We start from the raw sequence: 26,929 nt of genomic DNA on the forward strand, positions 1-26,929 counted from the left end.
ACGGTCTCGCCCAAAGCCGCCTCTGCCGGCGCGCTCAGGGTTGCTTCCTGCCCGTCCGCCACCTGGATCGCATAGGTCTCGCTCGGGGCTGTGCTGTCGATCTTCCAGAGCTCCACGTTGTCGATCTGCATGGAGGTGTGGGCATTGCCCAGGCAATAGAAGGCGATGGTCAGCTGGCCGTCCTTCACTTCCACCTGGGAAGAATACCGCTCATACCCGCCGTTATAGGGGATCTCCACCTGTGTGGTTGCATCGCCGTCGTAGCCGGAAAGCTCCATGCGGCTGGCTTGCTGCCGTCCGTTGGACATTTTCACCGTTGCGTTCACCTGGTATGTGCCCTCCGGCAGCCCGGTGACCGTCTGGTGCAAACGCCCTTCAAAATTGCTTGTGGTGTAGAAATAGAACTTATAGTCGCCGCCGAATGCGTCCGGCTCGTCCACGCCATAGCCCACGTTGGAGAGGTTGTCCACCGTCCAATTCGTGGTGTCGCCGCTTTCAAAGCCGCCGTTCGGGACGGGGACCTGCGTCATCACCATGGGCGCGTCGCTCACCGCGACGTTGTCCAGGACGACGTCGCCCGAATCGCCTGCTCCGCTGGCGACCGTCAGCGTGTTCTCTCCCGCGTTGAGATGGACGGTCACCGGGATTTGATCCCAGAGCCCCCAGCTCTTCAGCTTCGGGAAAACCACCTGCTGGGCGTCCGCTTCATTGCCGTTCGCATAGACGTACATCGTCCGGGCCGACCAATTGCTTTGGCCATAGCGGATCAGGACGGTGTAATCGCCCTCTTCCGGGACGGTAACATTGGAGAGGGTCACGCCCTGTACGGGGACCATGCCACAGACAACGCTTCCATCGCCCGTATACCCGCTAAAAGACGTGCTGACTACTGCACTGCCCAGCACCTCTCCGTCTTCGCATTCGTACGTCGAATACCCAGAATCGTCCTGTTCGGTCAGGGCCATGGCAGCCCCTGGGAACAGATAGGACGGCGAGAGGGCCATCGACGCTGCAAGCAGCAAAGATATCCATTTTCTTCTCATTTTTCTCCTCCTTCTTTTGGCAGGGGGGGATATTCCCCAGCCACATTCACCCTTTGATAGAGATGCGCTTCTCCAAGTTCACCTCCTTTCATCGCAGCCGTTTCTTAACGGGCTAATAGATTTATCGAATTGTTTCTTTAATAAAGTAAAGCAAATTTCTTTGCGAATGTCAATAGATTTTCTTGCCGAAGATGTGATATTTTTGCGTTTTTTACACGAGGTATTTTATTTTCGGATAGAACAAACAAGGCAGGGACGGTATTGTCCCTGCCTTGTTTGTGAAATATTTTATTAAGAAGGAATGTATGAATTCAAAAGGACGCCCTTCCCAAAAAGGGAAAGCTTTCGTCCGGCTCCGAGAGGTAAGACACGGAGCCGGCTTCAGCTATTTGGGAAGGAATATGAAGAAAAGAACTTATACTCAAAAAAATGATACCGTGCTTTCCGCGGAGGCATTATATCAACATATTTCTATCCGCAGAATATGAACATGTTGAATCAATCCATTTATCCGCTTAACACAGTAATAATTAAAACAAATCTATTGAAATTTGTCAATATCTTTACTGAAAATGATATAATTGTATAAATTTTTTCCGCAATTATGCAAATACTTTTCTAAAATACCACTTGTAACCCTGGTATCCATCCTACGTTTTATACAATTTCACCTATTTCACACGGCCGGTGGGGCATATGGAAAAGAGGGGCTTGCCCGGCGGGAGCCCCTCTTTTCCATATGGTCTCGATAACCCTCTGCGCAGGGGCTTACTTGACCAGATAGCGTTCTACGATTTCTTGCAGCTGCTCCCCGTGGGCTTTTTTCCAGTCCCCATAGGACTCCCCGGCAGCGGCCGCCGCCTTCCCGACTTCGACCAAAAACGCAGGGATGTTGTCCTGTAGGATCATGCCGGCCGGTTCGCCGAACCGTTCCATCCCCTGCGCATCGCTGCCGTTCAGGTGCAGGGTAAACGCGGGAGTCGCCACTTTGTCAATCATTTTGACGCCGCCGTGGAAACCGATCTCCCCGATCTGATGGGTCCCGCAGGACGACGTGCATCCGGAGATGTGGATCTGCGGCAGCGCCCCGTCGGGGATTCCAGCGGCGCGGACCTGCTTCACAATCTCCGCCAACAGCTGCTGCGAATCGCGCAGGCCTACCTGGCAGATGGACGCGCCGATGCACGCCACCGACGTCTCCAGCAGGGATTGGGCGCCGTCCTCCGTTGCCGCAAGAACTTTTTGGGCCTCTTCGCCCGTCAAATGGATGATGTACATCGTCTCATCGGGGGCCAGCCGGATCTCAACGTCCTCCATCGGCGCGATGAGCGCATACAGCTCCGCAAATTTGGAGGGCGCGGGGCAGCCGCCCAGCGGATGGTATTCCACCGCATACAGGCCCTCCTGTTTCTGCGGGATCACGCGCTTTCCCTGTGCCGTTGTCCCATTTCCCTTTTTTGAAACGGGCGCGGGGGAGATGTCCAGGTCCAGGTCGCCGTGGGCGTCAAACACCGCTTGCAGCTTCTCCTGGTACGCCTTCACGTAGCCCTCCTCGCCGAGGGTTTCCTGCATGTAGCGCGTGCGCGCCTTGTTCCGCTGTTCGTAGTTTCCATAGGCGATAAACGTATCTCGCATGGCGCAGATATAGTACAGGATCTTGGACGGGTCCACGCCTTCCGCGACCAACAGGCCCATCCGGGGGTTATTGCCCAGGCCGCCCGCGCTGTATACGTCGAATTTGCCGTCCGGCCGCGCAACAAACCCCAGGTCGCGGAACGTGGCGTGCGTCTGGTTGGCCGGGCTGTTTGAGAAGCCCACTTTCAGCTTTCTCGGCATCTTCTGCTCCTTGATAAAGGTCAGCAGGTATTCCCCTGCCGCCTCCGCATAGGGCAGCACATCAAAATATTCCCCTTTTTCCACGCCGGAAAGCGGGGAAACCATGACGTTCCTTGGGAAGTCGCCGCCGCCTCCGCGCGTCACAATGCCGTGGTCGAGCGCAGACTCCACAATGTCATAAATGGCAGCGGGATGCAAATTGTGGAGTTGGATGGTCTGGCAGGTGGTCAAATGGACGCGGTCGATGTTATGCTTTGCGATGGAATCCGCAACAAATTTCAGCTTGTCCTTTGTCAGACGGCCGCCAGCCATACGAAGCCGGACCATGCTGGCGTTTCCGCCCCGCTGGGCATAGCTTCCATATCCGCCGGAGAACCCTTTGTAGGCGCTTTTATCCAGCTCTCCCGCATAAAAAGCATCGGTCTTCTCGCGGAATTCCGCCAGATCTTCTTTCCATACCTCTGTCGCAATTTTTTTCATTTCTTCTATGTCCTTTCCTCATGATTGGCTTCATTCTTATGATACCCTTTTTTTGGCAAAAGTCCAATCCTGTTTTGCGATTTTTTCGAAAAATCCCCCGGGGCTTGTTTTCAAATTTTCTTTTAATATCCATCCGTTCTTCAAGTTTTCTTCAACTTTCGCCGTTAGGATATAGATATCGAAATCGGAACCCGGCCGGCTACCGGCAAATCGATGTTTGCCGGCCTCCCTGATACAGAAAGGATGATGATTATAGATCGGGCAACCTCCTTTGAAAGAGAGATTGGATGAAAACTTCCGGAAAATCCTTTATACTCATAAAAATCTTCCGGGCACACAGTGCCTTTCGCGGGCACACAGTGCCTCTCTCTCCTACGGCGTTCCCTAAGAAAGCAAACGGAAAAGAGTTTGTTTTCCGCTCCATATGGGAAGGCCCTACAGAAGCAAAGCAAGAATCTTCATAAAGGCAACCATCGCAGCCCCACCACATGTGAGAAATGGAAGAATAAAATTACAGAAGGCCCCAACCCTGGGAACTCCCGAGGGTTGGGGCCTTACTGTTATCGGGAAGGAGCCTTCCCTCTTATCTCGATGTCTCGTCCACGATTACGCAATCGTAACTGTGCAATGCTTGACCGCGTTCTGGCCCGGCAGGGTCGTGTAAACGCCCGTGCTCTGGCCCGGCGTACCGATGGCATAGACTCTGTAATAGTAGTCGTTGCCAACCTTCGCCACGAACTGCGTCTTCAGCACTTCGCCATTGCCGACCGTGAAGCTCGGCGTCATGGCGTTGCCGTTGACTACCGTCATCTTGAAGCAGTATGCGCTGCCTCTCTTCAGATTGAAGTTGACCGTCGTGTCGGAAACCACATACGCCTTCTGGCTGGTCACGCCCTGGGCTGCGGATACCACACCCGCTGCGCCATATGCGTTGCCGATGTTGGCAGACGTGCTGCCCTTGCCGCTGTTGCCTGTGCTCGGCTTCTCCGCCTTCACCAGGTTATTCGCGGCAGCTTCCAGGTTGGTATATGCCTTTGCGACCGCCTGGCCGTCTGCGGTCTCGTCCGCGGCAACCGTCTTCGCAACGCTCAATGCCGCCTTAAAGGCTGCCACGCTGCGGTCGGTGTAGCCGTCCAGATCCTTCTGCTCCATCTCGGCGATCAGCTTGTTCAGCTCATCCTTGTTCGGAATCTTCCGCAGGGCTGCCATTGCTCTCGTCAGGGCCTCGGCCTTCGCATCTACATCTGCCTGGCCGGCGTCTGCGTTCAGAAGCAGTTCTTCCGCCTCTGCCAATACCGTGGTAAAGGTATCGAATGCTTCATCCTGGATGTAGTCGTCCGGGTCGAGGGTATTCGCTTCGTCCACCAAGCTTTGCAGCTCGCTCATATCCGCACGGAATTCCAACTTTTCAATCGCTGCTTGCAGGTTGTCATATGCTTCGTCGACATCCGCCTTCAGCGGGTTCTCCTCGGCATAGACGTCCTTCGCCGCGTTGAGCGCTTCCTCGAAGCCCTCGGTCGTGCCCGGCTTGAACTCGTCCAGACGCTCCGCCAGCTGTTCCGCGATGTTGATCAGCGGCAGCAGGGTTTCCTTATCGCCCGCTTCGAATTCCAACAGGTGCATTGCATCCAGCAGGTCGCTCCAAGCCTCTTTGACTTCTTCTTCGGTTGCGGCTGCATCTTCATAGACTTCCTGTGCCTTTGCCAGGGCGTTCTCGAAGAATTCCTTGGCAGACGGCACCAGGCTGTCGATCACGTCCTGCGGCACCGCGTTGGCCTCTTCCAATACGATGCCCAGGATGCTCTTATCCACGCTTGTGAACGTGAAGCGCAGGGTCGTGCTCTCGCCCGGCATCGTGAAGGTGTACGTGCAGCCGTCCGCTGCAAACTTGATGTCCTCGCCGTTGAGCTGCGCTCCGGAGAACGCGCCGTCCGTCGGGGTGAAGGTGAAGGTCAGCTCTTCGCCCGGCTGCACCTTCGCGCCATAGATCGCATCTGTGGAGATGATCTCCTCCGTTTCGCCCTCGACGCTCATGGATGCGTTGCCGCTCCACTGTACCGTCAGCAGCTGCGGTTCCTTCGGCAGTTCCGTCACATGTACGGATGCACCTTCTGCGGTGTACGGGACAGCTTCGATATTCCAATCCGCCAGGAAGACATCTTCCAGCGCCAGCGTGTAATCGCCTTCCGCCATATCCGGGGACGCGGTAAACTTCGCCGTGAACAGGCTGTCCAGGTCCGCCGGCAGGCCCTCGCCGATGTCATTCGCCAGGTACAGGAAATTCACCTGAAGTTCGCCGTCATGGATGCTGTATTCAAACGTATCTCCCAGCACTTCGTTCGGGACAACCTCTGTGCAGGTCAGGCCTTCCGGATACTTCATAACCATCTGCAGGGACGCCACCGGGCTTTCCAGCGCATCCAGGCCGCCGATCGTGCCCTTCACTTCAAACTCGCTGCCCGCTTCCACCGTCTCCGGTGCTTCCAGGCCAAGCGCAACGCCGGTCTCCTCCGGGATTTCGTCGTACTTCAAGAACTTCGCGTCCGCCCAGTTGCCGTGGTCGCCGTTGATGGAACCGTTGCTGTCCAGTTCCAGGCGGATGGTCCGCACACCGGTCAGGTCGAGGCTGACGAATTCAGCCGGGACCAGATAGGACATCGCCGGGCTGGTATAGCGGGGCTCCGTCTCATTGTCGAAATACACCTTGAAGATCATGGAGTTGTTATATTCCTTGAGGTGGTTTGCGCCCACCCAGCTTTCGAAGCGGCTGTAGCCCTTGCCGGCGATGTCGTAGGTCACTGAGCAATAGGAATGCATGCCGATGCCCTTGCGCTTGCCATCGACCAACGGCAGGTCGAGCGCCTCTCCGTCGGGGCCGGTGACCACCATGTCCAAACCTTCGACGCCGCTGTCCTTGACCGCGTGCCCATAGGTCCCCTGGTTATCCAAGGAATCCCATTCCAGGTCGCTCAAATAGACAGCCTTTGTTGTGCAGAACGAAATGCGGTAGACAAACGTGCCGCCGTCCGGACGGTGGACCGTGATTTCGGTCACGCCCGGGACCTTCTTTGCCGGGGAAATCTCATAGGTGACCGCGTCATTGCTCTTTTCCACGGTCACTTCCGGCACCGCGTCGCCTTCTTCGATGGGATAATAATAGTCATACTGTCCCGGATCGAATTCCTGCACCGGTTCCCCGTCGATCGAAATCCCGGTGATCGTGCTGGACGGGTCGATCTCCTTCATCGTGAGGAACTTGGCGTCCGCCCAGTCCGCATGGTCGCCCGTATCCGGCCCGTTGGTATCCGCTTCCAGGCGGAGAATCTTTGTGTTTGCAACCGGGATAGAGATCTTCTGCGCTTCCGTCGCGCCGTTGCCGGACGGCTGGCTCTCATAGATCAGCACGTCGTCAGAATATACGCGGAAGATGATATCGCCCATATTGTCTTTGAGTGCATCGACGCCCACATAGGCTTCGAAGATCTCATAGCCTTTGCCTTCGATGTTGTAATAAATCTCAGACGTGGCATGGGCGCCAAGGCCCTTTTCAAAGGTGGTCCGTTCGCCGTTGACGATCAGCTCCAATTTGGGATTCTCATGCGAACGGTCTTTCTGGATGGCCGTATAAGCACTATAGGATTCCGGTTCAAAGTCCAGATCGCTGAGGTACACGGTGGTATCCAGCTCCAGGGCCTTCTTGACCAAACCGTTCAGAGCGTTTTCCAGTTTGACAGCCGCTTCGTCCAGCTGGCTCTGGGAAACGTCCTCTACGCTGGCGAGCAGCGCATTGGCCTCTTCCATCGCCTCTGCAAGCGGCGCCCAGCTCTCCGGCGTATAGTGCGCTTCGGGCAGGCACTTGGCCTTGTTGACCTGCTCCAACAGCACGTTCACCGAGCGCAGGCCCTCTTTGGCCGCATCCAATGCAGCTATCGCTTCCTGCGCCTGCTCATCCGTGATCGCATTGCCGGATTCCAGCAGCGCATTTGCCGCGGCAATGGCCTCTTCCAGCCGCTGCCACGTTGCAACGGTATAATCCGATTCCTTTAAAGAATCCAATCCGGCCAGATGGTTCTGCAAGCGCTCTGCATTCATATTGTAGACCGGCAGGCCCGCATCTTCCGCCGTCGCCGGACGGAAGCGGACTGCATAGCCCGTTCCATACGCCATGGGATAATACATCGTGTCCGTAGAATCCACGAGGTAGCTGATGCAGATCAGCGGGCTGCTGTTTTTATCGGAAGAAGTCCCGCTCAGGCCGATCTCGTCCTCATAGACCTCCGCCACATACTGCTGGCCAGGGGTCAGGAAGTCGAGCGGCATCTGCAGCTCGCGGTCGATCGCAGAGATGCTTCCCGCAAACCATACGTCCTCGCCGCGCGCTTTCCGCGCATAGGTCGCATATTCGGACATAGAAGCTTCCAGCACGCGCAGCTCATCCCAATTGCTGGGCAGGTCCTTCCAGAACTGCCGCTCCTGCTCCGGGATCTGCGGGATGTTGGTCGGGTTGCCGTACCAATACAGGGAGTGCATGCCGGTGCGGAACAACAGGGAGGACGCCAGCGCGTACCCCTTGGTGGCCTTGCCCGGATAGCAGAAGGTGTGGTCGGCCGGCCCCTGGATGGCGCGGGTGAACAGGGTGGAGATGTCCTGCGCGATCTGATCGCCCTGGATGCCCTCGTCGCCCAAAATGCCTTCCGTGGTCAAAAGGTTCGGGTAGGTGCGCTCCAATCCCGTGGGGACGTATTCGTCGTGGATGGTCAGCACCAGATGATGGCGGGCGGCTGCCTCGACCATCTCTTGGTTGCGCTTTTCATACTCCTGGTCGCCCTCCTGCATAAAGCCGGGCTTTACGCCTGCGGCGCCCCACTCTTCAAAGCGCGCAAACAGCTCATCCACCGTATACCGCCCGTATTTGTCAAACATATGGCGGTTGTTGACGTACAGGATCATGCCGACGCCCTGGGAATTGGCGTATTCACAGATGGCGGGGATGTCCAGATGGGGCTTGAACAGGCCGCCTTCCGGCCAGCCGGGAACGGGTTCGCCCGTAATCAGGCCATACGGCGGGAAGCCCTCTCCGGCGTCAAACACGCCGTCCTCGGGGATAAATTCCTTCATAATGCGTTTGACTTCGAGCAGCTCCTCGGAATCGCCCGGCTCCGGCTCCAGCTTGGACGGGTCCAGGCGCGGGTCGCACCGGTCGTCCAGCTCCGGCCCATACCAGCCGTAGTCCAGAAGGACATACTCAAAGTTCTCCGCTTTCGCGGTGTCGATCCAGTCTTTCAGGGTCTCCGTGGTCTCGCTGCCAGCGCCGAGCATCAGGTTGCGGCCCGGCTTGACCCACTCGGAGAATTTGTACATATCCTCGTCCGCCGGCTCGTTGAGGTTCAGGATGATGTCCTCGTTCTCCGGCAGGCGGGCCAGCTCTTCGGCCACCACAAAGGTGCGCCACGGGCTGCTCTTTTGCGTATTGGCGGAGACATTGACCACGTCCCCGTCGTATTTCGCCTGGAGTGTGCGGTCCGCACACTTCGTCATATACATGACGGCGTAATCGTCCAAATTGGCCTCGCAGATGGAGACCACTTCCCCGTCCGCATACTCCACGGTCATCGGGCGGCAATAATGCCTGCCTTCAAACGATTCCACCGGGATGGTCTGCGGGACGGTCTGGTTGGTTCCCTCATGGATCTGGGCGACCGCGCCCTCCGGGAAGGCAAACTGCGTGTATTCGTCCGTGATCTGGTAGTCTGTTTCCATCTCGGGAAGGACATAGCGGAACGCCACGCCCGTATTGTAGGCGCGCATTTCAATGGTGACCGTCTTGCCCTCTGCGTTGGAAAGGGTGACCGCCGTCTCGTTGAAGCGGTCCTCGATCACCGACTTATCCCCTACGAGGGGCGTCCAGGTCTCGTCCCCGCTGTCGGTCTCCTCCGAAACCAGGGTCAGGTTGTTCTGGAAAGAACCGGCCGTGGTATTCAGGCCCAGGGTCCCATCCTCCAGCAGGGCGGTCCCATTAAGCACAACATTATAATAGGGGACGCCTTCGTCCATCCAGAAATTGATCTGGAGGTCTTTGTCCGGCGCTGTTGTGCTTTTGGCGTCCGGCGGGAGTCCCGCGCCGCGCTGCGCAGCAAACGCAGCCGGGGTGGTTCCAAAGCCCGGCGCCGCCAGCGACAGTGCCAACAACAATGCTAACAGTCTCTTTTTCATACTTCTCCTCCTATTTGATCTGTGTACACGCGGCGTGTACATCGTTGTCCGGTCTGTGCCCCTCCTTTCGTATCTGAAAAAATAGCAACAAAACAATAGCCCTCCTTTCCAGCAAAAAATCGCTCATTTTATAATAGCATATCCTCTAATTTAGCAATTGCTTTGTAAAGAATTTTTAATTGATTTTTATAAATTTTAACTTGGAATGTATCATATCAATGATAGAGGCATTTCTTTCCACCCGGAACACGCGGCAAAGCGTTCCTTTCTCACCTGCTTCGCGCATGATATGGACAAATTTTCTAAAACAGGATTGGAACGTTTCCATCCATTGTTTGAAAGAATCCCTTGCTTCGCAAACAATATATGCACGTTTTGTATTAGGATTTTTTATATCGTGTATTATTTCTATTGTTCTTTTCTAAATTTACTTGTAGTTTAATCAGTAAATATATTTTTTGAAAGTGAAAATATTTCCTATATAACATTATGCTTCATGGAAAATCGTGTATATTGATAAGAGAGAAGTCCTGCTTTCGCCAAAACCGGCGGATCGGGCAACCCACTACAATCAACACTGGAGACTGCAATATGAACGCTTCAAATCAAAAAAGTATCAACCAGGAGAAGATCCAGGCCATCAACCGCGCATTAATCATCGACCTCCTCCGGCAACAGGGGGTTTGCTCCCGCGCGACATTGGCCCACCTCTCGGGCCTGAAACAGGCCACCATCACCAATATCATCGCCGAATGCATAACGAGCGGGCTTGTGATGGAAACCGGGTTGATGAGCGGCAGCAAAGGCCGCCGCTCCATTGGCATCACACTGAACGAAGAGCACTGCCATGTCATCGGCATCCGTATGACGCGCAGCGCGTTTTATCTATGCCTGGCGGGCCTATCGGGGAAACCGTTCCACGTGCAGGAATTCCCGATTGCGCCCGGGGAACCCGTGCAGACGACCTTGCCGCGCATCCGCCGGGCGGTGGAAGACACGCTGGCCCAGTCGGAAACGAAGATCGCCGCGGCGTGCATGGCCATGCCCGGCCCATATCACGAGGACCGGGATTGCCTGTTCTTTGTCACGGAGCTCTCCGGCTGGCAAAACTACCCGATCCGGGCGACCCTGACCAAGGGCCTCGACCTCCCCTTCCTGGTGGTCAACGACGCGAACGCCAGCGCCTTCGCCCAGCTCTGGTACCACGGGCAGGAGCCCGCCACGCAGAATATGCTGTATGTGCTCGCCGGGCAGGGCGTGGGCTGCGGCATCATCTCGGAAGGGCGCCTTGTGACCGGGCAGCGCGGGCTGGCCGGGGAATTTGGCCATAATTCCATCGATTACAACGGACTGCCGTGCGAGTGCGGCAACCGCGGCTGCCTGGAAAAATATTGCTCCACGCTGGCACTGCGCAGCCGCATCCGCGAGCGCCTCGCCGCCGGGGAAGCCTCCAAGCTACAGGCGGACGCGCTCTCCACCGAGGCCCTGGCGCATGCGGTGGCACAGGGCGACCCGGTCGCCTGCGAGGAATACGACCGCGTGTGCGAATTCCTCTCCATCGGTATCACGAACCTGATCAACCAGCTCAACCCGGGCATCATCGTGATCGGCGACGAGCTCGCAGAGATCGCACCGGACCGGATGCTCGCAACCGTGCGCGAGCGCGTAAAAGAGAGCGTCCATACTTTGTCCCCAGGCGAGGTGGCCATTGAGGTCAACCGCCTGCCGGGCAGCCCGGTCCTGTTGGGCGCCGCTGCCTTCGCCGCGCAATCGGTCCTGGCCGACCCCGGCAAGCTGATCCAGGAGGCGGCGGTTTCGCAGGAGATATCCTCCGCGCCGTTGGAATTGGCGGCTCTGTAAGCCGGCCGCATCGAATCATACAAAAAGGGCAGCAGAGATGTTTTTCCGCCGCCCTTTTCAGCGTTCTGCATGCTCCATGCAAATGCTTTTCTTTTCGAAAGGAACCCCCTCTCTCTCCCCTGTAGAGATCCTACACCGCGGGAAAGAGAGGGGGTTTTTGCTGCGTTATTTTCCGGGAAAAGCCCCGCGCAGGGCTGCGCTTTTATAGGAGGATCTCTTTTGTGGCGATCCGCTCCCGGAACGCGCGGTCGTGTTCCACAAACAGCAGGGTGGGACGGCTGGCAAGGAGCAGGTCCTCGATCTGCACCCGCGAAAGCACGTCGATGAAGTTGAGCGGCTCATCCCAGACATAGAGGTGCGCGGGCTGGCAAAGGCTTTTCGCCAGCAGCACCTTTTTCTTCTGCCCTTCGCTGTACGTCTCCAGATCTTTGTCGAATTGTTCCCGCGAAAAATCCAGTTTGCGCAGGATGGCCTTGAACAGGGGTTCGTCCAAGCCCTCGCGCTGTGCCAGCGCGCGCAGGGACCCGTGCAGCCCGGCCGTCCCCTGCGGCACATAGGACACCACGAGATTCCCGCCGATGCGCAGGGTTCCCCCGTGCGCCACCGGTTCCCCCAGCACCAGTTTCAGCAGGGTGGATTTGCCGCATCCGTTTTTTCCACAGACCGCCACGCGGTCCCCCTGCTCGATGGAAAAGCGCACATCCGAAAAGACCGTCTTATCCCCATAGAAGGCCGAGAGGTTTTCCGCCTCGGCCAACACGCGCTTGGGGTAGTCCATGGGGTGCAGGCGGAGCGCCTCCGCCTCCTCCAGATTTTTCAGGAGCTTTGCCTTTTCTTCCAGCGCCGTCTCCCGCCGCGCCTCGATGGTTTTCGAGCGCTTCATCATCTTGGCCGCCTTATGGCCCACATAGCCGCGGTCCGGGCGGATGCCCGAATTGCGGGTGTCGAATTTGCCCTTTTCGGTCCGGTCGCTCCAGTCCGCGGTGCGGCGCGCAGCCTGTGCCAGCCGGGCGGTCTCTTTTTTCAGCTTGGCCTGCTCCGCCCGCTCAAACTGGTCCTGCCGGTTGCGGTTCTCCTGCCAGGAGCGGAAATTCCCCGCCTGTACCTCGATGTCCGCCCGGTTGAGCGCGAGGATATGGTCCACGCAGCCGTCGAGCAGGGTGCGGTCGTGGGAGACCAGGAGAAACCCCTTTTTCCCGTTCAAATACCGGCACACGGCGTCGCGCGCCTCCTCGTCCAGATGGTTGGTCGGCTCGTCGATGAGCAGAAACCGGTCCTCGTCGAGGAACAGGGCCGCCAGCAGCACCTTGGTCTGTTCGCCGTTGCTCAAGGTACAAAACGGGCGGTCCAGCACCTCCGCATCCACCCGCAGCAGGGACAATTCCCGCTGTAGCCGCCACAATTCATAGTCCGGCGCGAGCGCTTCCACCACAGCCTGGGTGTCCTGCTCCGGATGCGGGACCGGGAACGGGAAATACGCCACGGGGACCGGGCAGGAGATCGTCCCCCGGTACGGGTACTCCCCCAAAAGCAGGCGCAAAAAGGTGGTCTTGCCGCGCCCGTTCCGCCCGATAAACCCAAGCTTCCAGTTGGTGTCCATCTGGAAGGTGACATGTTCAAACACATTATCCGGGTTGCCGTCGTATCCAAACGTGAGATCCTTCACTTGTATCAAAGCCAATGCAATCGCCTCCACGCATAAAAATAAGCCGCAAGAAAGTCACCTTTCCTGCGGCCCTTTTTTACGCGGCTCAACAGAGGCGGTCTTGCCGCTCTGTTTTACGAGGTCCGGCCTTTTGCGTGCGCCAAGATGCGCAGGCGCTAAGGCGCCGGACGGTCAAAGGGGATTGCAGAACGTGTCGCTTTCTTGCAGGGCATCCCAAGCCAGAGGAACGTCCCGTTCCCCTTGGAAATGCCGGTTTCTTTCAAACACTCAGCAAGAAAAAGTGCGCACGTTTTCAACTCCCATCGTATGAAATCGCTGTCACTATAGCACATGTCCGGCAGCGTGTCAAGGGATTTCAGGAAAAAGGGCCAGTGCGCGGGGGCCTCGCAGGGCGCGCCCGTCCTGGATGGCCTCTCATCAAAAAAAGAACAGCCGGACCCACGCCCACTTGCATGGGTCCGGCTGTTCTGTATCGGCGAATTCGCCGCAGGGTTCAAAACCCTGTTTACTCCCCAAATAACGAAGCTTGTTTGATCAATAGGCACGCAATGCCTCTCGCGGACCTCCGGTCAGGACGCGCCTACGGCGTTCCCTACGGAAGCAAACCGCAATTGGTTTGTTTTGTGCTCCACGTAGGAAGTCCTACGAAAGCTCTTACGCAATCGTCACGGCACAATGCTTCACTGGACGCACGGCGTCTTTTCGCGCCTACGGCGTTCCCTAAGAAAGCATTTAGCCAATCGTCACTGCACAATGTTTCACTGGGACATTGCCCGGCAGGGTGGTATAAACGCCCGTGCTCTGGCCCGGCGTGCCGGTCGCATAGACTCTGTAATAGTAGTCGTTGCCGATCTTCGCCACGAACTGCGTCTTCAGCACATCGCCGTTGCCGGCCGTGAAGCCCGGCGTCATGGCGTTGCCGTTGACAACCGTCATCTTGAAGCAGTATGCGCTGCCTCTCTTCAAGGTGAAGTTCACCGTCGTGTCGGAAACCACATACGCCTTCTGGCTGGCCACGCCCTGCGCTGCGGATACAACCCCCGCTGCGCCATATGCGTTGCCAACGTTGGCAGACGTGCTGCCCTTGCCGCTGTTGCCCGTGCCCGGCTTCTCCGCCTTGACCAGGTTATTCGCGGCAGCTTCCAGGTTGGTATATGCCTTTGCGACCGCCTGCTCGTCTGCATCCGCATCCGCGGCAACCGTCTTCGCAACGCTCAAAGCCGCCTTAAAGGTTGCCACACTGCGGTCCGTGTAACCATTCAGATCAATGGCTTCGGTCTCCGCAATCAGCTTGTTCAGCTCGTCCTTGCTCGGGATCTTGCGCAGGGCTGCCATTGCGTCGGACAGCTCAATGGCCTTTGCATCCACATCGGCCTGATCTGCGTCTGCGTTCAGAAGCAGTTCTTCCGCCTCTGCCAGCACGTCCTTGAAGGCCGCCATGGCTTCGTCGTCGATGTAGAGGTTCAGGTCAAGGCTGTTCGCCTTGTCCACAACCGCCTGCAACATCGAGAAATCGGTTGCACGGACCAACTGGTCAAACGCGGTACGCAGATCGTCGCATGCCTTCTCGATGTCCCCTGCAAGCGCTTCCTCGTCCGCTGCGACTTCCTCGGCAGCCTCGTAGGCCGGCAGGTAGTTTTCCCAGCTCTCCGGGGTAAAGTCCGCCTCTTCGAGCGCGCGGGCAATCTCCAACAGCGTGTTCAGCTCGGTTTTGTCGCCCGGCGCAAAGCTCAGGAGATGGATCATATCCATCAGGCCGCTCCACGCCTCGTCGATCTCCGCCTGGGTTGCCGTGAGATTCGCTGCGACTTCGTTCGCTTTCTCCAGCGCCGCGTCAAAGCGCTCCTTGACGCTCGGGATCACGTTTGCATACTCGTCGCCTTCCTGAAGCGCTTCGGCAATGGCAATCGTCTGCCGCAGGGTCATCTTGTTGACAACCGTAAACGCAAAGTTGAGTTCGGTGTCGGCTCTCGGCATCGTAAGCGAATAGACATATTCGGCCGGGTCGTCAAAGGCCTGCGCCTCGTTGTTGACCATCACGCCGGCGATCTCCCTGCCGTCCACCGCCGGGGCAAACGTCAGATCCAGCTCTGTGCCGGACAGCACGCCGTCCGTATAGCGGCCGGTCAGGTCCGCAATGTGCTGGCCTTCTCCGTCCACACTCAGGTTGACCTTGCTGCCGTCGTACTGTACCGTCAGGTTGTGCTCCACCGGCACGTCCTCTGCAAACTCCGCGTCTGCGGTGACGTCCGTGGTCACTTCCATCGTGTACGTATTTTCGGCTGTGAGCGGCACTTCCTCGCCGTTGATCAGCGCGCGGCTCACATAGTACCCCGCATCCGGGGTGAAGGTAAAGGTGACTTTTGTTCCGACGGCTACGGTTTGGCCCGCAACGATTTCGCCACTGTCTGTAGCCGCCGAAATCTTACCGTTAACGGGCTCTGTAAAATTTACGCTAACCTTTTCTTCTTCACTGCTATTCTTTCCAAATATCTGAAGCTCGGTGATGACAGCGTTGACACCCCAATTGGCGTCATACGAACTGTTCACATAGATGCGCAGGCCCAAAATATCCTCCTGCACCGAATCAAAGACAATTTCCTTCTGCTGCTGCTCGCGGTCGGCCGGGTTCTGCTTCCAGGTGATGTCGCCGGAATTGGCAACCGTCTCCCAGGAGCTGCCGTCTTTGGTCACGAGGACGTCAAAGTTCTTCGGGCCCTGGTCCTTGGCAAAGTAGCTCCACAGGATCATGCGCTCGACATCCTTCGGGGTATCCCATGTCACCTGGACATAGCGGTCCTCCTCGGGGATCTGGTCGAGCACCTTCATGCCGAACACGCCCTTGCCGTCTGCGCCGGGCGCCTGGTCGTCATAGATGCCGTCGTTGACAAAGGAGGCTTCCTTGTTGTTGCCAAGGGCGGTATCCGGCGCATACGCGGTGCCTTCCGGCGCGATGTTGCGCACGGTTTCCTCGCCTACCGTGACAACGGCGGCGGCCTTCACGTCATTGGTGTTGACAATGCATGCCGGCAAGGTGAGTTCGCCGGAGACAGTCTGCTCGCCCGAGGTATACGGGTCGTAGCTCTCGCTGTCCCAAACCACCGGGACCGTCGCGCGCAGGCCGTCCTCCAGGCGCAGCGCAATGGTATCCGGCAGGTCCAATGCATCGAATGCCGTGCCGTAATCCACTTCCTGTGCAGCCGGGTTGGCCGCGGAAACAACCGCAACCTGGGTGCCGGTCCCGCCTTCTGCGACGAATTCTGCGGAAATCGTCACATCTTCGGTGATATTGGTCAGGGTGTACTGGTTGTCAACCGGGAGCACAATCTCCCCATTGACAACCGCCATGTGCGTCACATAACCTTCCGCCGGGGTGAACGTGATCTCCACCGGCAGGCCGTCCAGGACGGAACCTTCGGGGTCGGTGGTAATCGTGCCGTTTTCGGTGTCTGCGATTTCGATGTTGTATGTCTTTACGTCTTCCAGTTTGGTGACCGTTGCGTCCGCCCAGTCGCCGTGGTCGGAGCCAATGCCGTCGCCCGCATCGGTCACGCGCAGGGTCAGCACACGGCAATCGTTAAGGACCACATTGACCTCTTCGCGGTCGTTCGCGTTCATCACTTCGGACTGATAGACGCGCTCTCCGTCGGCCAAAACCTCAAACTGGATGCTCGAGGCGGCAACCTGCATCTCCTGGTCCACGCCGATGAAGGAATGGAACTGGTAATCGCCGCCGCCCAGATAGATCTGGACCTCGGAGGCCGCATGGACACCGATATCGGAGGCGTAGGTCTCCCCGCCCAAGCGCAAGGGGTTGCCGTCGATGGACACATTGCGGCCCGGCTCGTCGCCCCAGCCGACCGTCGCGCTCAGCCACGGATAGTCGCCCAGCTTCGTGACGGTGTTTTCAGGCGCTTTGGAAACCCGGACCGTCTCGGTGTCCAGCGTTGCCGTATCCTCGCTGTCGCCGTCGTAGCGGTAGGTGGCCGTTGCAGACAGGATATAGTCGTCCGCCGGCTTGTCGATCGAGCAGGACGCATCCTCCGGCATGGTGACCTGGAAGGTGACGGTCTTCGTCTCGCCCAAGGCCAGCTCGTCGATGGTCTCGCCGCCGGTGACGGTGAAGCTCTCCGGCGCGTCAAGCGCAATGGAGATGTTCTTCATGGTCTCGCTGCCGACGTTCTCGACTTTCACGTCGAACGCTGCGGTCTCGCCCGCATTGTAAATGCTGGAATCCGAGCGGATCTGGACCGACGCCATCTTATCGATGCTGCCCGGCTCCGCCGCCTTGACGCGATAGAGCTTCACGCCGTGGGCCGGGATTGCGCCGGAGGACAGGGTTTCGCTGCTGACTTCCTCGGTCCCGTCGCCCCACAGGTCCGTCACCATGTAGATGGAGCTGGACGGGAGCGTGATGCGGTCGTCCTCGTCCGCCAGGGTGGACAGGTCGACACTCGCCGCCGCGCCGTCCGCCGCGCTCTTGTTGAAGAAGCAAACCGCTGCTTCGCCGTTCTCCAGTGGCTTCACCAGGATGTCGATGCCGTCCGCTGTGGAAATGCGGCTCGCCTGCAGGAGCAGCGGGTCCTGGTTCAGCACGATGACCGCGTCGTTTGTGACGATGTCGTATGCGCCGTTGTGCACTTCATGGTCCACACCGTCCGGGCTCGTCTCGGAGACAAAGTCGCGGATGTCGCAGCCCAGGATCAGCGGGGAATTCATCATCGCCCACAGGGAGAAGTGCGCCTGGTTCTCCGTCTCCGTCAGGTTGCCGTTGCCGACCTCAAGCATGTCGGGGTCGTTGTAGGTGCCCGGCTTCTGGTAAGACCAGAGGGTGACCGCTTTTTCGTAGTTGCTTATGACGGAATTCCAGTTTGCGGAAATATCACCGGAGGTCCGCCAGGAGTTGGCAAATTCGCCCGCCCAGGTCCAGGGGCTGGTTCTGCCGTGCTCACAGACGGAGAAGAAAATCGGCTTCTCTTCCGCTCCGGTCTGCTCGGCAACGCTTGCCGTCGCCTCTTTCAAGGCGTTGCCCATCTTGGAATACCGGCGGATGGAGTCCGCCTTCTGGCCGTCGATGGGGTTGAAGATCTTGATGGTGTTTTCGCCCGCGTCCAGGTCGATATAGACCTGCTGGCGGCCGGTGTTGCTCCAGCCGCTGGTGCGCGCGATCGTCGTCTCATAGGTGCGCTCCCCATTGACCTCGATCTGCGCATACTTGGACGTGGTGGAGGCGGTCTTCTTAAAGCCGATGGTCAGGACGTACTGCCCCGGCTCGTCCACCGTCTTGTGGAAGGTGATGGAACCGCCGTTTGCGCTCAGGCCGGTCACGTAGCCGGTGCCGTAGCAGCCGCCCCCGTTGACCACAGCGGCGTTCCCCTCCAGAATGGCGTCCTCCGCCTGGAGCTGTTCGCCCTCCGGCGTGCCCGCCTTTGCGACCGTGATGTAGTCCACATCCGGCGCCTTTGTATAGCTGGTGTAGCCGATATCGGACCCCATATCGACCACATGGCAATAGTCATACTTCAGGTATTCGACGCCCCACTCCGCAAAGGTCTGGGCGTCCAGTTCTTCATTCCCCGCCGCACCGGGCATATCCTCGCAGGTGAGGTCGCCGCAGGAGCTGTATACGCCTACCTTGAGCGGGTTCTCCGGGTCGAGCGCGTTAACCTGCTTGATGAATCCGGGCCGCTCGGGAAGCCCGTGAGGTCAAACTGCATCCGGCCGTTTTCGTCGCGCATATTGGACTGCCAGCAGTCGTCCAAATTGAAATACACGTATCCGTGATCGTTTAGATTGGTGTTTACCAAGGCTTTGGCCGCATCCATCGCCTTTTCTTCGTTGATTTTCTCGCGGAAGAAGTTCCAGGTCGACCATCCCATCTGCGGGGGCAGCTTCCCTGCGGCGGCTTTCTCCTGTGCCTTCAGGGTTTCCTCTTTGTCTCTGGCGCTTTCCGCTGTCTCCCCCGCCGCCGGTTCTTGAGCGGTGGCCGGTACGGAAAGGACCTTCTGCAGGACGCCTGAGGCCGCAGAGGACAAAGCCGTCAGGTGGGCGGCGCTTTGGGGCTGCACAGTGTAGTCCGCCGCTGCAAAAGCGGAGGTTGTCGCCGGCGCCATCAGCGCTGCGCAGAGCAGAAGACTTACCAGTGCTTTTACTCTCTTCACGTTTTTCTCTCCTTCTTGTACAGGTTCGGTTCCTGTGTACTATATGTAAAAATGGCTGCTGGACCATTTTCACAACGCCAGAAAATCGCAATGCAATCGATATTTACGGTGAAATGTCTAAAAAATAAATCTTTGTGCCATTATTTTTATACTATCATTTGTGCAGCTTTCTTTTTATGCTTGTAAGAAATTAAAACAAATATCCATATTTCTGCAACAAATGTCCATATAAAACTCATCCGGCGCCGGACTTTTTTGAACGGGGCCGTTTTTCCTTGCCGGGAAATACATTTGAGAGGTATTTCTCAAATGGTCCAACGCCGCCCGCCCTTTCGTGTGGCGGCGGAGCGGGAAGCGGCCGGCCGGTACTCCTCCCGAAAAAGCCCAAAGAAGTCCGCCCCAAAATCTCACGGAAACGTCGAAAAGGCAGCTGTGCAAATGCACAACTGCCTTTTCCTTTGGGAAATGGTTGTTTATCGTAGATAGAGTTGCAAACAAAATGATTGGGCGTCTACCTCAATGGTAACTTCCGCCGGACCGGCACGCCGTCCTTCACGACTCTGCGCCGACGATATCGAACTGGAAGGTGATGTTGCCCCAATAGGTGCCGGTCACCGGGATGATCTTGGACGGGATGACTCTGTAGCGGTACTCGCCGTCCTCATCAAAGGACATCACTTCTTTATTGAGTTCGCTGACAAAGTGGGATGTACCGTCCTTATAGAAGCCCTGCACCTCATACGGCACATAGTTGTGGCCGCGATACAGCGCGAAATCCGGGCAGTCATCCGGCATGCCGGACTTGCGGGTGCTGGTAATCGAGAGCACAATCTTGCCGCCGTTCAAATTCGAGATGCCTTCCGCCTTGAACGTGGAGGTTGTGCCGCCCTTGACGAGCTGTACGCCCATCGGGATGGTGATGGTATAGGTCGGCTCCGCCACAGCGTCATATTCCAGTTCTACGCTGGCTTTGCCATTGATAAAGGAATCCTGATCAAACGTTACACTGCCGGGGTTCACGTCCTTTGCCGCTGCAAACGCGGAGGTCGTCATACCGGCCGCCATCAGCGCTGCGAGGCAAAACGCCATTGCTTTTTTCATAATGATTTTCCTTCTTTCTTTGAACCAGTTTGTTTTTTACGGCAAGAGTATAAGCTCCCAATATTAAGAGCGGGTTTTATTTTGTTAAAAATTGGCTAAAGAAGGGATATTTTGCCGTCTAACGGATACGCGCGCTGTATATTTCCCTTCGAAACGGGAAAAATGGGGACTAGCGGATTTATCCGCAAAAGTTAAAGGCCCCGACGGGCCAAAGGAGAGAAAGCATATGTTGGATAAAATCGCATTGACGCTGCTGATTATCGGCGGCATCAACTGGGGCCTGGTTGGCCTTTTCCAATTTGACCTCGTGGCCTGGATCGGTGGTGGACAGGCCGGCATTATCAGCCGAATCATCTATGTGGTGATCGCTCTGTGCGCCCTTTGGTGCGTCAGCTTGCTGTTCCGCCGCGATGACCATCCCGTCCCCCACGTGAGCTAGACGGGCGTCTTTCCGCAATCTGCTTTTAACGGGTATGCGGGCGTTTCTCTGTGGAGTCTGATTTTACATTCCCGTTTTCCATGCACCTATGGGGAAGGGATGCCAAAATTGCCGCCATGGGTTGTACCCGCCGTCAAAAGCAAACAATACAATCCGTATTTTTATATAGTAAAACAACCTGTGGTATCAGAGATGGATACAACAGGTTGTTTTTCTATCCATCGCGTACTTTTCGTTTTAAATGGCTTGTACAGGCCCCGGATGGACGTCTATCCAGCTGCTGCCGGGGGATGCAAAGCCGCATCCCGGCATTTTTCGCGATCGTTTTGACAAACAAACCGCTCCTTCCTATAATTAGAAAAGAAACGCCCTTCTATGCGAACGGCCGTAAACCAAATGTTATCACCGCCCGGCGGGGGCTTTCCCCGCATTCCGGGCAAAATTTGTTTATTGAAATCAAATGGCTTCCCTCCGAAGCCGGAAAGGTGGTCTCCATGGCAGAAATCGCCCCTCTGCGCGCCCTGCGCTATACGGCAAAAGCCGGCAGCCTGGAAAACCTCGTCTGCCCTCCCTATGATGTGCTTGCCCCGGGCGACCGGGAAACCTATCTGGCGCGCAGCCCGTACAACAGTATGCACCTGGAAGTCCCGGATTCCTATCCGCAAGCGGCGGACCTGCTGAACGCCTGGACCGAGCAGGGGATCCTCAAGCGGGATCCCGCCCCGGCCATGTTCATTTATGAGCAGGAGTTTTCCGTCCGCGGGGAAACCCTGCGCAACAAGCTCCTTTTGTGCCGCATGAGGCTCTCCGATTTTTCGGAAAACGCCGTCCTGCCCCATGAGAATACGCTCGACGCGGCAAAGCGCGACCGCTTCCAGCTGATGCAGGCCACGGGCTGCAACATCAGCCCCGTATACGGCTTGTACGAGGACCCAAAGCGCGAAACGCGCGAGCGCATCGAGCGCCTTTCCATGGATACGCCGCGCTACACCTGCACCCTGGATGGGGTCACGCACCGGCTTTGGGTGGTCAACGACCGGGTGGTGCTCGGCGCGCTGTGCGAGGATTTCCGGGACCGGCACATCTACATAGCGGATGGGCATCACCGCTACGAGACGGCGCTGCATTTCCGCAACTGGCGCCGCGAACAGGGGCTGCCCGGCGGGGAATTCATCCTGACCGGCCTGGCGGACCTCCACAGCGCGGGGCTGGCCGTGCTGCCGATCCACCGGCTGGTGCATGGGTTGGAGCACTTTGACGAAGCGGCCCTACTCAAGCAGTGCGAGGCCTATTTCCAGGTGTATGAGATGGACACCCCTCCGGAATACATCGAGACCAACATGGATGCGCTCCACCGGCAGGCGAAAAAGGCGTTTGCCTACTATTCCGGCGGCAAAACCTGGCATCTGCTGCTCTTAAAAGACGAAACGCTGATGGACCGGCTCTGCCCGGAGCAAAGCCCGGCCACGCGGAACCTGAACGTCTCCCTTTTGCACAAGGTCATCCTGGAGGGGATGCTGGGCATCGGCGCGGAAAGCCTCGCCAAGCAGGAAAACCTCACCTATACGCGCCATTTTTCCGAGGCCCTGGCATCGGCGCGTTCCGGGGAAAGCCAATGCGTCTTTTTTGTCAATCCGGCCCGCGTCAAAGAGATCCGCGAGGTTGCGGACGCCGGGGAGACCATGCCGCAGAAGTCCACCTGGTTCTATCCCAAGCTGCTCACCGGCCTGGCGTTCCACCCGCTGGACGAATAATCCCGCCGTTCTATGCGCGCAGTTCATTACGTTTCGTAATGTTTTCCACTGTTTCAACAATCCGTTGTTGAAAGTTTTGCTTCTTGAAAAAGCAAGTGGCTCACTTAATAAAATAAATAGGAGGATTTTGCATGTCTTATACCGCTAGTAATACCCGGTATGCCACGATGACCTACCACCGCAGCGGCAACAGCGGGCTGAAATTGCCCGCGCTCTCCCTGGGCCTCTGGCATAATTTCGGTTCCAACGGCAACTACGAGAACATGAAGGCCATGTGTTTCACGGCGTTTGACCACGGCATCACCCATTTTGACCTCGCCAACAACTACGGCCCGGAGCCGGGCAGCGCCGAGCGCAACTTCGGCCGCATCCTGCGGGAAGAGCTGCACGCCTACCGCGACGAGCTGGTCATCAGCACCAAGGCGGGCTACACCATGTGGGACGGCCCTTACGGGGACTGGGGCAGCCGGAAATACCTGCTCGCCAGCCTGGACCAGAGCCTCAAACGCATGGGGGTGGACTATGTGGACATCTTCTATCACCACCGCATGGACCCCAACACCCCCTTGGAGGAAAGCATGATGGCGCTGGATACGGCGGTCAAGAGCGGGAAGGCGCTGTACGCCGGGATTTCCCGCTACGACCTGGAACACACCCGGCAGGCGATGGAGATCCTCAAGGAGCTCAAATGCCCGTTCATCATCCACCAAACCCGCTATTCGATCTTTGACCGCCACATTGAGACGGACGGCGTAAAATCCTTTACCGCGCAGAACGGCTGCGGCATCATCGCGTTCAGCCCGCTGGCGCAGGGGCTTTTGACGGACAAGTACCTGAAAGGCATCCCGGAGGACAGCCGCATCAAGACGGACGGGCGCTTCCTGCACGCGGACCAGCTCACGCCGGAAAAGCTCGCGCAGATCACCGCATTGAACGAGCTGGCCAAAAACCGCGGCCAGACCCTGGCGCAGATGGCCCTGAGCTGGGTGCTGCGCGACGGCGAAGTGACCAGCGTGCTGATCGGCGCTTCCAAGCCGGAACAGATTCTGGAAAACCTGGAGATCGTCGGCCATACCTCCTTTACCGAGGAAGAGCTTCGGGCGATCGACGCGATCAGCCCCGCGGAATAAGCAAGCAAAAAGGAACTTCTCTCCCCTTGGAAAAGAAGTTCCTTTTTTACGTATCTGCCTTTTGGGAGTCGTTTTTATCCAGATATACCGATTGCCACGCAGCACACCACATAGGCGAACGCAGCAATTAGTAGAGACACCATCGTGGGCGTCTGCCAATCCAATGCCGTCCCCTTTCTCCAGTGATTCCAAAGGAGGCGAATCGCATCCTCGTTGAGCAAGGCATCGGCCAACAGGAGCAGCACGCACCGCCAGACCTTCCCGATTCCGAACGTCCCCGCCAGCGCAACATAGCTTGCCCCGGCTACAAACAAGGTACTCAATACACGGAACAGGATGGAAAAAAGCTTCTTCCCTTTCTCCATAATCCAACCCCCAGTCTCCTCAAATCCCTGTGTTGCGATGCTATATACGTCTTCTGGACCCACTTGGCGGCCCACGCATGGGGCCTGTGGAATCTCCCTCTGCAAAATGGGTGGAGGGTTTCCTCCATTTCCATATCCACGCCAATAATATTCACATTTCAACAAAACGATCTATAAATTTCTATTAACATTTTATCACGCTATGCGTTTGATTTCTATATCTCTTATTTACAAATAAATTGTATCTATTTCGATCAATTCCCTTATAAAATCGGATTTCTTTCCCTTTCGAGGCCCATACCGATGAAAAATAGACGGCCGGACCTATACCGCAGGGCGCCTGCCGCCAAATAAAAAATTTTTTTAATCGTTTGAAGTCATCCCGATGGGAACCTCGTTTTATCAAGTGAACGGCCGTGAAGCACATGCGGATGGAGGGGGTGGACACGGGCAGTTATGACAAATGAATCGTTTTCCGAATTTGTCGGGCAATACGAGAAGCTCGTGTTTACCGTCTGTTTCCAGATGGTGCAGGACTATCAGGAGGCGCAGAACCTCGCGCAAGAGACGTTCCTCGCCGCCTACCGCAGCATTGACCGCTGCCCGCCCGAACACTACAAACCTTGGATCTGCCGCATTGCGGCGAACAAGGCAAAGGATCATTTAAAAAGCGCCTATGCGCGGCGCGTCAGCGCCCCGGGCGAAGAGGCTCTGGACGCTTTGCCGGCCCAAGGCAGCCCCGAAGAAGCGTTCCTCGCGGAGGAGGGCGAAGCCCGCATCCAGGAACGCATCCGGGCGCTGCCGGAGCCCTACCACAAGGTTTCCATCCTCTACTTTTTGGAGGAAAAACCGGTTGAGGACATCGCAAAGCGGCTCAACCGGCCGAAAAAAACCGTACAGACACAGCTCTACCGCGCGAAACAAATTCTGCGCGAGCAGCTGGGAAAGGAGCTTGACCGATGAAACCCTATTTCGACCAAGACGGCCATCTGACCGGCCGCGCGTTTGACGACCTGCTGCATGGGGAGCCGGATGAGCTCGCCCGGCTGGAAATCGCGGAGCACCTGGCCTTCTGCGACCACTGCACCGAGCGCTACACCGCGCGCCTCTGCGAGGACGAGCTGCTTCCCGCCCCGGAAACGCTGCGGCCCTCCGTGATGCGCAGCATCCGGCAGCGCGCCGTGCAGCTGTTCTTCAACCGCTACGTGGCGGCGGGCGTCGCGGCCTGCCTCACCATGCTCTTATGGCTGGGCGGCGTGTTCACCGTGCCAACCAGTTCCCATACGCCGGACCCCTTCCAAAACCTGACCTCCTTTTCGCAGCAATTTTCCGATAAAACCAGGGAGATCGGAGACCGGATGACGGACGGCATCCAACAATTTTTCGAAAGCTTGACCTTGAAAGGAGATTCCGGCAATGAAAAAAAGTAGTTTTTGGACCTTTGTGTTCTCGTTGTTCCCGGGTGCGGGCCATATGTACCTGGGATTGATGAAAAAGGGCGCCTCCCTGATGCTGCTCTTCTGTTTGACCATCGCCCTGTCCGGCTTTTTGAACCTCTCGTTCCTGCTGATCCTGCTGCCGGTCATCTGGTTCTATTCCTTCTTTGACGCCATGAACCTGCGCAACGTCCCCTATGAAGAGCGCATGGCGCGGGAGGATCACTTCCTGTTTGACATGGACGGCCTTCTGAACAAGGACTGGAAGGTGGTCTTGAAGCGGCGCCACCTGCTGGTCGGCATCATCTGCATCTTCTTTGGCGCGTGGATCCTGTTCCAGAACATCGTCGGCCCCTATCTGTACCAGCTTTCGGAGATCATGCCCTGGCTGTACCATCTCATCAACAGCCTGCCGACGATCCTCGTGGCAACCGCCATCATCCTGCTGGGCATCTACCTGGTGACCGGCGGCAAAAAGAAGTATACGGTCCACGAGCAGGACGATCAGGACTATGTGGAATATGGAGGCGACGACCATGATGCAAAATGAGACCTGGATGGACATTTCTTCCGGCATCCCGCAGCCTTCCGCTGGGGATACCGCCGCCGGCTGGGAGACCGAAAAGAACCCCTCCCCGGAACCCGCCGGCTACACAGAGCACGCGGCCCCCGGCCCCCAGCCGCTGCAAAAGCCCCAGCGCGTGCGCCGGGTGGGGAGCTTCACGATGGGGGTCGCCCTCATCGCCTGCGGCGTGCTGGTGCTCCTCTTCCTGCTGTTCCACAACATGGAGATGCTCTTTACCGCCGCAAAGTGGTCGCCGGTGCTGTTGATCCTCCTGGGCGTGGAGGTGCTTGTAAGCAATTTCCTGTTCCGCAAGGACAAACTCAAATACGACTTCCTCAGCGGCTTCTTCTGCCTGTGCGTCATCGGCGGCAGCCTGCTGCTCTCCGCGGGTTCGGTCGTCTATGAATACGGCGAGGGCCGCTATGAGGCGGAGGCATCCATCTCCCAGCAGATCAGCGACCAATGCTATGAGCAGCTCCAGGGGACGCAGGAGATTTCTTCCCTCTCGGTCCACGTCTCGCTGAACGGCGGCAGCCGGGACCTCCCGCAGACCTACCAGGACCTGCGCGCCTACGACGACGTCCACATCGACGTCCGGCTGGTGGGGCAGGACGCGGACGCCCAGGCGTTTGCACAGCGCTGCAAAGCGATCTCCGACCGGTTGGACACCGGCAACCTCTCCCTGGTTTCGGTCTCCTTCTATGCGGGCAATCTGGACAACGGCCAGGCGGAATACGACCTGACGATCCACGACCGCTTCCAGAAGGAGCTCTCCGCCGAACAGTTGGCGGAGCTGGTGGACGTCACCCAGCCCGAACCGGACGAGGAAGGAACCGTATGACCCCTTCCCAACCAAAAACATACGCCCGGAACCTCCCTT

15 protein-coding genes and 1 pseudogene are annotated in these 26,929 nt (G+C 57.4%); 8 read left to right on the forward strand and 8 right to left on the reverse strand.

Going from position 1 to position 26,929, the window contains the following annotated elements:
- The 3 genes and pseudogenes from I2E77_RS12460 to I2E77_RS12470 form a co-directional block, all read right to left on the reverse strand.
- Positions 1 to 1,043 (reverse strand): annotated as a pseudogene (locus I2E77_RS12460) (CBM35 domain-containing protein); the annotation flags it as partial.
- A gap of 768 nt (positions 1,044 to 1,811) precedes the next feature.
- The gene (locus I2E77_RS12465; protein WP_195451343.1) at positions 1,812 to 3,359 is read right to left on the reverse strand and encodes a nitrite/sulfite reductase; all 1,548 of its coding nucleotides are present in this window, start codon (positions 3,357 to 3,359) and stop codon (positions 1,812 to 1,814) included.
- A gap of 606 nt (positions 3,360 to 3,965) precedes the next feature.
- Positions 3,966 to 9,572: an NPCBM/NEW2 domain-containing protein gene (locus tag I2E77_RS12470; protein ID WP_195451344.1), complete on the reverse strand. Its 5,607-nt coding sequence runs from the start codon at positions 9,570 to 9,572 to the stop codon at positions 3,966 to 3,968.
- Positions 9,573 to 10,163: 591 nt separating this feature from the next.
- Here I2E77_RS12470 and I2E77_RS12475 point away from each other — a divergent pair.
- Entirely contained in the window at positions 10,164 to 11,432 is a 1,269-nt protein-coding gene (locus I2E77_RS12475) for an ROK family protein (protein WP_195451345.1), read from the forward strand.
- 202 nt (positions 11,433 to 11,634) lie between these two features.
- On the opposite strand, the gene abc-f is transcribed toward I2E77_RS12475, so the two are convergent.
- From abc-f to I2E77_RS12495, 4 genes are all read right to left on the reverse strand, one after another.
- Entirely contained in the window at positions 11,635 to 13,113 is a 1,479-nt protein-coding gene (abc-f, locus tag I2E77_RS12480; RefSeq protein ID WP_195451346.1) for a ribosomal protection-like ABC-F family protein, read from the reverse strand.
- Positions 13,114 to 13,830: 717 nt separating this feature from the next.
- Positions 13,831 to 18,774, reverse strand: a complete 4,944-nt coding sequence (locus I2E77_RS12485) for an NPCBM/NEW2 domain-containing protein (RefSeq protein ID WP_330608947.1) — start codon at positions 18,772 to 18,774, stop codon at positions 13,831 to 13,833.
- Entirely contained in the window at positions 18,729 to 19,259 is a 531-nt protein-coding gene (locus tag I2E77_RS14190) for a hypothetical protein (RefSeq protein ID WP_195451348.1), read from the reverse strand. Before I2E77_RS14190 ends, I2E77_RS12485 begins: the two co-directional genes overlap by 46 nt.
- A gap of 552 nt (positions 19,260 to 19,811) precedes the next feature.
- Positions 19,812 to 20,360, reverse strand: a complete 549-nt coding sequence (locus I2E77_RS12495; RefSeq protein WP_195451349.1) for a hypothetical protein — start codon at positions 20,358 to 20,360, stop codon at positions 19,812 to 19,814.
- Between the two features lie 226 nt (positions 20,361 to 20,586).
- Here I2E77_RS12495 and I2E77_RS12500 point away from each other — a divergent pair, with 226 nt between their 5' ends.
- The 3 genes from I2E77_RS12500 to mgrA all read left to right on the forward strand — a co-directional run bounded on the left by I2E77_RS12500 (position 20,587) and on the right by mgrA (position 23,683).
- The gene (locus I2E77_RS12500; protein ID WP_191441728.1) at positions 20,587 to 20,799 is read left to right on the forward strand and encodes a DUF378 domain-containing protein; all 213 of its coding nucleotides are present in this window, start codon (positions 20,587 to 20,589) and stop codon (positions 20,797 to 20,799) included.
- Between the two features lie 494 nt (positions 20,800 to 21,293).
- On the forward strand, positions 21,294 to 22,553 hold the full coding sequence (locus I2E77_RS12505) for a DUF1015 domain-containing protein (protein ID WP_195451350.1): 1,260 nt from the start codon (positions 21,294 to 21,296) through the stop codon (positions 22,551 to 22,553).
- 131 nt (positions 22,554 to 22,684) lie between these two features.
- Complete coding sequence (gene mgrA / locus I2E77_RS12510) at positions 22,685 to 23,683, forward strand: L-glyceraldehyde 3-phosphate reductase (protein WP_087235246.1); 999 nt, start codon at positions 22,685 to 22,687, stop codon at positions 23,681 to 23,683.
- Between the two features lie 74 nt (positions 23,684 to 23,757).
- On the opposite strand, the gene I2E77_RS12515 is transcribed toward mgrA, so the two are convergent.
- Positions 23,758 to 24,048, reverse strand: coding sequence for a hypothetical protein (locus I2E77_RS12515; RefSeq protein ID WP_195451351.1), 291 nt, complete (start codon positions 24,046 to 24,048; stop codon positions 23,758 to 23,760).
- Positions 24,049 to 24,504: 456 nt separating this feature from the next.
- Here I2E77_RS12515 and I2E77_RS12520 point away from each other — a divergent pair, with 456 nt between their 5' ends.
- From I2E77_RS12520 to I2E77_RS12535, 4 genes are read left to right on the forward strand one after another with little or no spacing between them, the layout of a single operon-like run.
- Positions 24,505 to 25,011 (forward strand): RNA polymerase sigma factor, encoded by a 507-nt coding sequence (locus tag I2E77_RS12520; RefSeq protein WP_191405987.1) that lies wholly within the window; start codon positions 24,505 to 24,507, stop codon positions 25,009 to 25,011.
- The gene (locus tag I2E77_RS12525) at positions 25,008 to 25,478 is read left to right on the forward strand and encodes an anti-sigma factor family protein (protein ID WP_191405988.1); all 471 of its coding nucleotides are present in this window, start codon (positions 25,008 to 25,010) and stop codon (positions 25,476 to 25,478) included. The genes I2E77_RS12520 and I2E77_RS12525 overlap by 4 nt, the downstream gene beginning before the upstream one ends.
- Positions 25,465 to 26,034, forward strand: coding sequence for a hypothetical protein (locus I2E77_RS12530; protein ID WP_191405989.1), 570 nt, complete (start codon positions 25,465 to 25,467; stop codon positions 26,032 to 26,034). The genes I2E77_RS12525 and I2E77_RS12530 overlap by 14 nt, the downstream gene beginning before the upstream one ends.
- Positions 26,021 to 26,890 carry a hypothetical protein gene (locus I2E77_RS12535; protein WP_191441731.1) on the forward strand — a complete coding sequence of 290 codons (870 nt, stop codon included), beginning with the start codon at positions 26,021 to 26,023 and terminating at the stop codon, positions 26,888 to 26,890. Before I2E77_RS12530 ends, I2E77_RS12535 begins: the two co-directional genes overlap by 14 nt.
- The last annotated feature ends 39 nt before the right edge of the window (positions 26,891 to 26,929 follow it).

The sequence above is a fragment of the Anaeromassilibacillus sp. 1001302B_160321_C8 genome, from assembly GCF_015554745.1.
Classification (GTDB): Bacteria; Bacillota; Clostridia; order Oscillospirales; family Acutalibacteraceae; genus Anaeromassilibacillus; species Anaeromassilibacillus stercoravium.

Coding starts and splice junctions, on each gene's coding strand:
- I2E77_RS12530 (WP_191405989.1), top strand. CDS start 25,465: ATGAAAAAAAGTAGTTTTTGGACCTTTGTGTTCTCGTTGTTCCCGGGT.
- I2E77_RS12470 (WP_195451344.1), bottom strand. CDS start 9,572: ATGAAAAAGAGACTGTTAGCATTGTTGTTGGCACTGTCGCTGGCGGCG.
- I2E77_RS12475 (WP_195451345.1), top strand. CDS start 10,164: ATGAACGCTTCAAATCAAAAAAGTATCAACCAGGAGAAGATCCAGGCC.
- I2E77_RS12465 (WP_195451343.1), bottom strand. CDS start 3,359: ATGAAAAAAATTGCGACAGAGGTATGGAAAGAAGATCTGGCGGAATTC.
- I2E77_RS12535 (WP_191441731.1), top strand. CDS start 26,021: ATGATGCAAAATGAGACCTGGATGGACATTTCTTCCGGCATCCCGCAG.
- I2E77_RS12495 (WP_195451349.1), bottom strand. CDS start 20,360: ATGAAAAAAGCAATGGCGTTTTGCCTCGCAGCGCTGATGGCGGCCGGT.
- mgrA (WP_087235246.1), top strand. CDS start 22,685: ATGTCTTATACCGCTAGTAATACCCGGTATGCCACGATGACCTACCAC.
- I2E77_RS12525 (WP_191405988.1), top strand. CDS start 25,008: ATGAAACCCTATTTCGACCAAGACGGCCATCTGACCGGCCGCGCGTTT.
- I2E77_RS12500 (WP_191441728.1), top strand. CDS start 20,587: ATGTTGGATAAAATCGCATTGACGCTGCTGATTATCGGCGGCATCAAC.
- I2E77_RS12515 (WP_195451351.1), bottom strand. CDS start 24,048: ATGGAGAAAGGGAAGAAGCTTTTTTCCATCCTGTTCCGTGTATTGAGT.
- I2E77_RS12505 (WP_195451350.1), top strand. CDS start 21,294: ATGGCAGAAATCGCCCCTCTGCGCGCCCTGCGCTATACGGCAAAAGCC.
- I2E77_RS12520 (WP_191405987.1), top strand. CDS start 24,505: ATGACAAATGAATCGTTTTCCGAATTTGTCGGGCAATACGAGAAGCTC.